General features: G+C 55.5%; 4 protein-coding genes. 2 read left to right on the top strand and 2 right to left on the bottom strand.

Annotation, left to right across the window (positions count from 1 at the left end):
- Positions 1 to 159 precede the first annotated feature (159 nt).
- The gene (gene ppc, locus P0Y67_RS13380) at positions 160 to 2793 is read left to right on the top strand and encodes a phosphoenolpyruvate carboxylase (RefSeq protein WP_342392251.1); all 2634 of its coding nucleotides are present in this window, start codon (positions 160 to 162) and stop codon (positions 2791 to 2793) included.
- Positions 2794 to 3159: 366 nt separating this feature from the next.
- Positions 3160 to 3732, top strand: coding sequence for a PadR family transcriptional regulator (locus tag P0Y67_RS13385; RefSeq protein ID WP_120513767.1), 573 nt, complete (start codon positions 3160 to 3162; stop codon positions 3730 to 3732).
- 134 nt (positions 3733 to 3866) lie between these two features.
- Here the strand turns inward: P0Y67_RS13385 and metF are convergent, their stop codons facing one another.
- Together metF and P0Y67_RS13395 are read right to left on the bottom strand one after the other, a co-directional pair.
- Positions 3867 to 4769 carry a methylenetetrahydrofolate reductase gene (metF, locus tag P0Y67_RS13390; RefSeq protein ID WP_342392252.1) on the bottom strand — a complete coding sequence of 301 codons (903 nt, stop codon included), beginning with the start codon at positions 4767 to 4769 and terminating at the stop codon, positions 3867 to 3869.
- A 281-nt stretch (positions 4770 to 5050) separates the two neighbouring features.
- A partial coding sequence (locus P0Y67_RS13395) for a bifunctional aspartate kinase/homoserine dehydrogenase II (RefSeq protein ID WP_342392253.1) occupies positions 5051 to 7130 on the bottom strand: 2080 nt, incomplete at its 5' end.

The following is a 7130-nucleotide window of genomic DNA, read 5'->3' on the forward strand; positions in this document are numbered from 1 at the left end:
AAATTACAGGAATGAGACACACAGCGGCCTTATGCAGGATAAACTGGCGGGATTTTGGTCTAAAAAGGGTGCACTTATTGACCTTTCGCCCCAATGAAGGCTAGATTGTTGGCTACGCCTTGGCGATTGGATGTAACAAAATTACGATATGGATGCGATATGAACGAAAAGTACAGTGCGTTAAAAAGCAATGTCAGTATGCTTGGTCACTTGCTGGGTAATACAATCAAGGACGCCCATGGCAGCGAACTGCTGGAGAAAGTAGAAACCATTCGGAAACTGTCTAAATCGGCCTGCGCCGGCAACAGCGATGACCGGGAAAAGCTGATCACAGAGTTGCAGAACCTGCCGGACGATCAGTTGCTGCCTGTGACTCATGCGTTCAGTCAGTTCCTCAACCTGACCAACATCGCCGAGCAGTACCATACCATTTCCCGCCATTGCGAGGAGCTGGTATGCAATCCGGATGAAATGGATTCGCTGTTCGCCAAGCTGAAAGACGAAAAGATCGGCGAGCTCGACTCGTTGCAAGCGGTCCGCGATCTGAATATCGAACTGGTGCTGACAGCCCACCCGACCGAAATTGCGCGTCGCACCATGATTCACAAGCTGGTGCAAATCAACAAATGCCTGTCCAAACTCGAGCTGAGCGAGCTGTCCCACAGTGAGCGCCAGAAAGCCGAGCGCCGCCTGGAGCAACTGATCGCTCAGGCCTGGCATTCCGATGTGATCCGTAAACAACGCCCCAGCCCGCTTGACGAAGCCAAGTGGGGATTTGCCGTGGTGGAAAATTCACTGTGGCAGGCAGTACCGGAATTTCTGCGTCAGTTTGATGAGAAACTGCACCAGCACCTGGGCGAAAGCCTGCCGCTGGATGCGGCGCCGGTCAAGTTCTCGTCCTGGATGGGCGGCGACCGTGACGGTAACCCGTTTGTGACGGGCGAAATTACCCGCGAAGTCTTGCTGCTGTCGCGCTGGAAAGCGGCCGACCTGTATCTCAATGATATCCAGGAGCTGGTCAGCGAACTGTCTATGGTGGAGTGCAACAGCGAAGTGCGTGAACTGGCCAATGGTGCCCACGAACCGTATCGTGAAATCATCAAAGGCCTGCGGACTTTACTGACCCAGACCCGCGATGTGCTGGATGCTCAGATCAAGGGCAGCGACAGCGTACCGAAAGTGGCGATCCTGGAAGACATAGATCAACTGTGGCAACCGCTGCACGCCTGTTACCGCTCACTGCATGAGTGCGGCATGTCTATCATTGCTGATGGCTTACTGCTGGATACCCTGCGCCGTATTCAATGTTTCGGCGTCCACCTGGTGCGCCTGGATATCCGTCAGGAAAGCACACGCCATTCGAATGCCATTTCTGAGCTGACCCGCTATCTGGGCCTGGGCGACTACGATCAGTGGAGCGAGCAGGACAAAGTGGCTTTCCTGGTTCGTGAACTGGCGTCAAATCGTCCTTTGCTGCCCCGTAACTGGCAGCCATCGGAAGCGGTACAGGAAGTGCTGGATACCTGCCGTGTCGTGGCTGAGCAGCCGCGTCAGGCGCTGGGAGCCTATGTGATTTCCATGGCGCGTACCGCCTCGGATGTGCTGGCGGTCCATCTGCTGCTCAAAGAATCCGGCTGCACCTTCCGTCTGGATGTCTGCCCTCTGTTTGAAACTCTGGACGACCTCAATAATGCAGAGTCTGTCATTACCCAGCTGATGAACATCGACTGGTACCGCGGTTTCATCCAGAACCACCAAATGGTGATGATCGGCTATTCCGACTCAGCCAAAGATGCCGGTGTCACCGCCGCTGGCTGGGCGCAATACCGCGCCATGGAAGCTCTGGTCAATGTGTGTGACGAGGCCGGTGTTGAACTGACTCTGTTCCACGGTCGTGGCGGTAGTATTGGCCGTGGCGGTGCGCCTGCGCACGCCGCCCTGCTGTCTCAGCCGCCGCGCAGCCTCAAAGGCGGCCTGCGGGTGACCGAACAAGGCGAGATGATCCGCTTTAAGCTGGGTCTGCCTGATGTGGCCGTCAACAGCCTGAATCTGTACGCCAGTGCCATTCTGGAAGCCAACCTGCTGCCGCCGCCGGCGCCTAAGCAGCAATGGCGTGATGTGATGGACGTGCTGTCAGATGTTTCCTGCGAAGCCTATCGCTCGGTGGTCCGCGGCCATGACTCCTTCGTGCCTTATTTCCGTGCGGCAACGCCAGAAATGGAACTGGGCAAACTGCCATTGGGTTCACGTCCGTCCAAACGAAACCCGCAAGGCGGCGTAGAAAGCTTGCGCGCCATCCCGTGGATTTTCGCCTGGAGTCAGAACCGTCTGCTGCTGCCGGCCTGGCTGGGCGCCGGTAAAGCGATTCAGCATGTCATCGATCAGGGCCATTCTGAGCTGCTGGAAGAAATGTGCCGTGAATGGCCATTCTTCTCAACACGACTAGGTATGCTGGAAATGGTGTACAGCAAAACCAACATCCAGATTGCCGAATACTATGATCAGCGGCTGACCGATAAGAGTTTATGGCCGCTGGGACAGGAACTTCGCGATCAGCTGCAACACGATATCAAGGTGGTGCTCAACGTCGAGAACAGCGACCACCTGATGGAACAGGATCCCTGGGGGGCAGAATCTATCCGGCTGCGCAATGTCTATGTTGAGCCACTCAACATGCTGCAGGCGGAATTACTGCACCGTACCCGCCAGCTGGAGAGTGAGTCGCCGATTCTGGAAGAAGCCCTGATGGTCACCATTGCCGGTATTGCCGCCGGAATGCGCAATACGGGTTAATTTTTCGCCTCTTCGCAACATCAAACAGGTCACCGGCAGGTGGCCTGTTTTTTTGTTCACAATTTAGACAGCATGACTTTTTTCATTTCAACTAAGGTCTATATGAGTGCTGTGAATCAATTTGATTGAAACTTTGTGCACTGCGCGCAGTCTACATAATTGGACGAGCGTCACAAGATAGGTAATTGCTCACTGTTCATCATAGAATATTTATGCTTCCAGTGGTTGCAGAGAATAATTTGATGATATCCTATGTGATCTCGACCGGGCACTGCAACAAGACGATTATAAAAACGCCTGAGAGCGGAAGGGTAACGTTACGCCTGGTCGGTTTATTTTTTTGTAGTATTTTAACGGATAGAAGAGATGTCACTACCACACGTCATATTGACCGTGCTGAGTTCGCGCGATGCGACCGGCTACGACATAACAAAAGAGTTTTCTCACAGTATCGGCTATTTCTGGAAAGCCAGTCATCAGCAGGTTTACCGTGAGCTAAACAAAATGGCCACCAACAATCAGGTTACCTGCAAACTGGAACCTCAGGAAGGCAAGCCGGATCGCAAGGTCTACTCTATCACTGATCTGGGCCGTCAGGCGCTGTTTGAGTGGTTCCAGGAGCCAGCCCGCAATCCGACCATTCGTGATGAATTCTCTGCCAAACTCCTGGTTTGCGGTGTTCACAACTCACTGCCTATGCAGCGCCAGTTGGAAGCACTGATCGAGGAATCACACACCCTGATGAACCATTACCACGAGCTGGAAAAAGTCCATTTCGCCAATTACAAAGAAATGGACAGACAGTCGCGTCTCGATCGCCTGACACTGCGTCGCGGGATCCATAACCGACAGGCTTGGATCGACTGGGCGGAAGAAGTCCTGGTGGAACTGCAGGATATCGACAGCGCCGACAGCAACGTCGCCATGGCCGCTGAGTAACCCTGCAGACCCCAATGCACTGGCATCAGTGACCTATCGGCTCCTCAGCCACTCAAGGGCCGATTCGTCATGTGCCAGCCAGATACAAAAAAAGCCGCAATGCGGCTTTTTCTTTTTCCTGTCCGATACCGCCATCAGGCAATGACGTCAGCTTCGGCACGCACACCTAAAGTGTGGCAGATAGCATAAGTCAGCTCAGCGCGGTTAAGGGTGTAGAAGTGGAAATCTTTGACCCCCTCGCGGCTCAGTACCCGCACCATATCAATCGCGTTACTGGCTCCCACCATCTGACGGCTCAGTAAATCGTCATCCAGCCCCTGATATTGTTTCTCTAACCAGTTCGGGATTTTCACATTATTGGCCTGCGCGAAGCGCTTGGCCTGCTTCATGTTCACCACAGGCAGGATACCCGGGACGATTTCAACATCAATACCGGCGGCCACGCAGCGGTCGCGAAAACGCAGGTAGCTTTCAACATCAAAAAAGAACTGAGTGATTGCACGGCTGGCACCGGCATCGACTTTACGCTTGAGGTTAATCAGGTCAGCCTGGGCACTTTTCGCTTCCGGATGCACTTCAGGGTAAGCCGCCACTGAAATATCGAAATCCGCTTCCGCACGCAGCAACTCGACCAGATCGACCGCATACATGTCCGGCTTACCGCCCTGTGGCGGCAAATCGCCCCGCAGCGCCACGATATTGCGGATCCCGCTTTTCCAGTAATCGCGGGCGATGGCACGCAGTTCATCACGCGTGGCATCGATACAGGTCAGGTGAGGCGCGGCCAGCAGGCCAGTCTGCTCTTTGATGTCTTTGATGATAGAGTGGGTACGGTCACGCTCGCCTGAGTTGGCACCGTAAGTCACAGATACAAATTTCGGCTTGAGCGTTTTCAGGCGATGGATGGACGACCAGAGGGTTTCTTCCATCGCAGGCGAACTTGGCGGAAAGAATTCAAATGATACATTGATGGCACCGTTCAGATCGGCGATGTTTTGATTTAACGCATCCAAGTGACTGGCGTAAGAATAACCCATAATTGAAACCTTCCTGCTGCTGGCCTGCGGCCTTCCCTCTGAACCCTGACGCCAAACAACCATTTAGACGTCTATATGTCCACAGAATGTCTTGTAACCAAATTAATGTCAACCGCGTGAACATGAATTTTTCTCAACATCAAAACCCAGTTTATTCAAGTCCAGAGTTTTACTGTGCCGATTGCCCGCCAGGCAGCACCAATGCGGGGAAAAAACAGAATCAAGAAACAAAAAGGGCAGCTCACGGCTACCCTTTGGATCTATCTCATAACGGGAAAATCTTACAAAAGCCGCGCCAGCCGGTTCAAATCCGACAATAACGCCCCTGCCGTGACATCCCGGCCCGCGCCAGGGCCGCGGATAACCAGCGGATTGTCCCGGTACCAGCGGCTTTCAATCGCAAAGATGTTGTCGCACGGCAGCAGGTTCGCCAGCGCATGCTCAGGCTCCAGCGCTTCCAGGCCCACCACGGCGTGACCGTTTTTGTCCAGCCGCGCGATATAGCGCAGCACTTTTCCCTCGCGCTGCGCTTTGCTCAGGCGTGCCTGCAAACGCTCATCAAGCACATCACTGTGTTCAAAAAAGGCGTCCAGACTCAAAGCTGCCAGCTCTTCGGGCACCAATGACTCGACTTTGACCTGCTCAGGCTCCAGTGCCAGTCCGGATTCACGGGCTAAAATCACCAGCTTTCGCATTACATCGCTGCCGTCCAGATCGTGGCGCGGATCCGGCTCCGTCAGCCCCTGCTGCCAGGCCTGTTCAAGCAACTGACTGAAAGGCAGGCTGCCATCGAACTGCTGGAACAGCCAGGACAGAGTGCCCGAGAAAATGCCGGATACGGCAATAATCGTATCCCCGCTGTCGCGCAAATCTTTGACCGTATGGTTGACCGGCAATCCGGCCCCCACAGTGGCGTTATACAGCCAGTGGCGGCTGCTTTTATCGAACGCATCCACCACAGCGCGGTAGACTTTGCCTTTTGCAGAACCGGCGACTTTGTTGGCCGAGATCAGATGCAAGCCGTGGCTGGCAAATTCCGGGTAACGCTCTGCCAGTGCTTTGCTGGCGGTGACATCCAGTACCACCAGCTCATCATAGTCATGCTGCCCCAGAGCCGGCAGCCAGTCCGTGCCGTCTGTGGCTTCATCATCAAACCGGGTCAGTGCCTGAACTGGCTCAATGCCCTGCAGATCCAGCCAGTAGCGCCGGCTGTCGGCCACCCCTATCAGGGTAAAGCTCATGCCGTGACGCTTTTCCAGCGCCACCTTTTCTTCTTCCAGCAGCTCCAGCCAGCGGCTGCCGATATTGCCCTTGCCACACAAGATCAGACCGATACGCTTTTGCGCCTGGAACAAATTTTGGTGAATCAGCTGAACCAGGGCCTGGGTATCGGCCTGACGCAGTACCGCCACCAGGCTCAGCCCGGATTCGGCTTCGGCAATGAATTCGACCGGCTGGCCTTTTAATTGCTGCTGGAAGCCATGGCAGTGCACCGGGTTGATCACCACCCCGGCCCCTACCGCGGCCACCATAGTAAAACCGTCGCGCAAACGGATCTCGGCCGGTAAACCGCTGTCTTGCAGCAGTGCCAGCACCCCGTTGGCCACTTCGGCGGTATACGCCAGCAGAATCTGTCCTTTGTCGGTTTCCACCGCTTGAGCCAGCGGGATCAGCTGCGCTTTCGGCAGCAAAGTCGCCAGCTCGCGCTCCACCTGCTCCAGCGTCTGGGCACGTGAGACAGACAGCTCCAGCAGACAGACCTCATCCAGAGAAGTAATGATTTTGGCGCCGCGACCGGATGCCAGTACCCGTTCCACACGGGTCGAGCCAGATTCCGGCTGCAGGCTGCAGCGCAGTGTCAGGTCGATGGCACTCTGGGCCACAGGCTGCAGCGTGCGGCTGTGCAGCACAGGCGCCGCCAGACGGGCCAGCTCGTCGGCCTCATCCAGACGCAGCAGCGGCAATAAACAGGCATCACTGACCAGCCGGGGATCTGCACTGTAGACACCAGCGACATCACTCCAGATGGTCACCCGGCTGACACCGGCCAGGGCGCCGATCACAGTGGCGGAATAATCCGAGCCATTGCGACCCAGCAGCACGGTTTCACCGGCTTGATTGCTGGCCATAAAACCTGTGATCACCATGCGATGGCCACTGTGCTGCGCCAGTTCATTTTGCAGCAACGGCAGTGAACGGCCGCGGTCAACTTCCGGCTGAGCGGCGCGTTCGGCACGCAGGAAGCGCCGCGAGTCCAGCGCACGTGCCGCCATGCCTTTGTGTGTCAGCAGTGCGGCCAAGAGTCGGATGTGACGCTGGAATTTGGTATCGGGCGCGATATCGACGCCGCCGCGAACGATG

Source organism: Photobacterium sp. SP02, from assembly GCF_038519165.1.
Taxonomy (GTDB): Bacteria; Pseudomonadota; Gammaproteobacteria; order Enterobacterales; family Vibrionaceae; genus Photobacterium; species Photobacterium halotolerans.

What these genes read in the sequence shown, in the direction of transcription:
- ppc (WP_342392251.1), top strand. Translation starts at nt 160, where the DNA reads ATGAACGAAAAGTACAGTGCGTTAAAAAGCAATGTCAGTATGCTTGGT.
- P0Y67_RS13385 (WP_120513767.1), top strand. Translation starts at nt 3,160, where the DNA reads ATGTCACTACCACACGTCATATTGACCGTGCTGAGTTCGCGCGATGCG.
- metF (WP_342392252.1), bottom strand. Translation starts at nt 4,769, where the DNA reads ATGGGTTATTCTTACGCCAGTCACTTGGATGCGTTAAATCAAAACATC.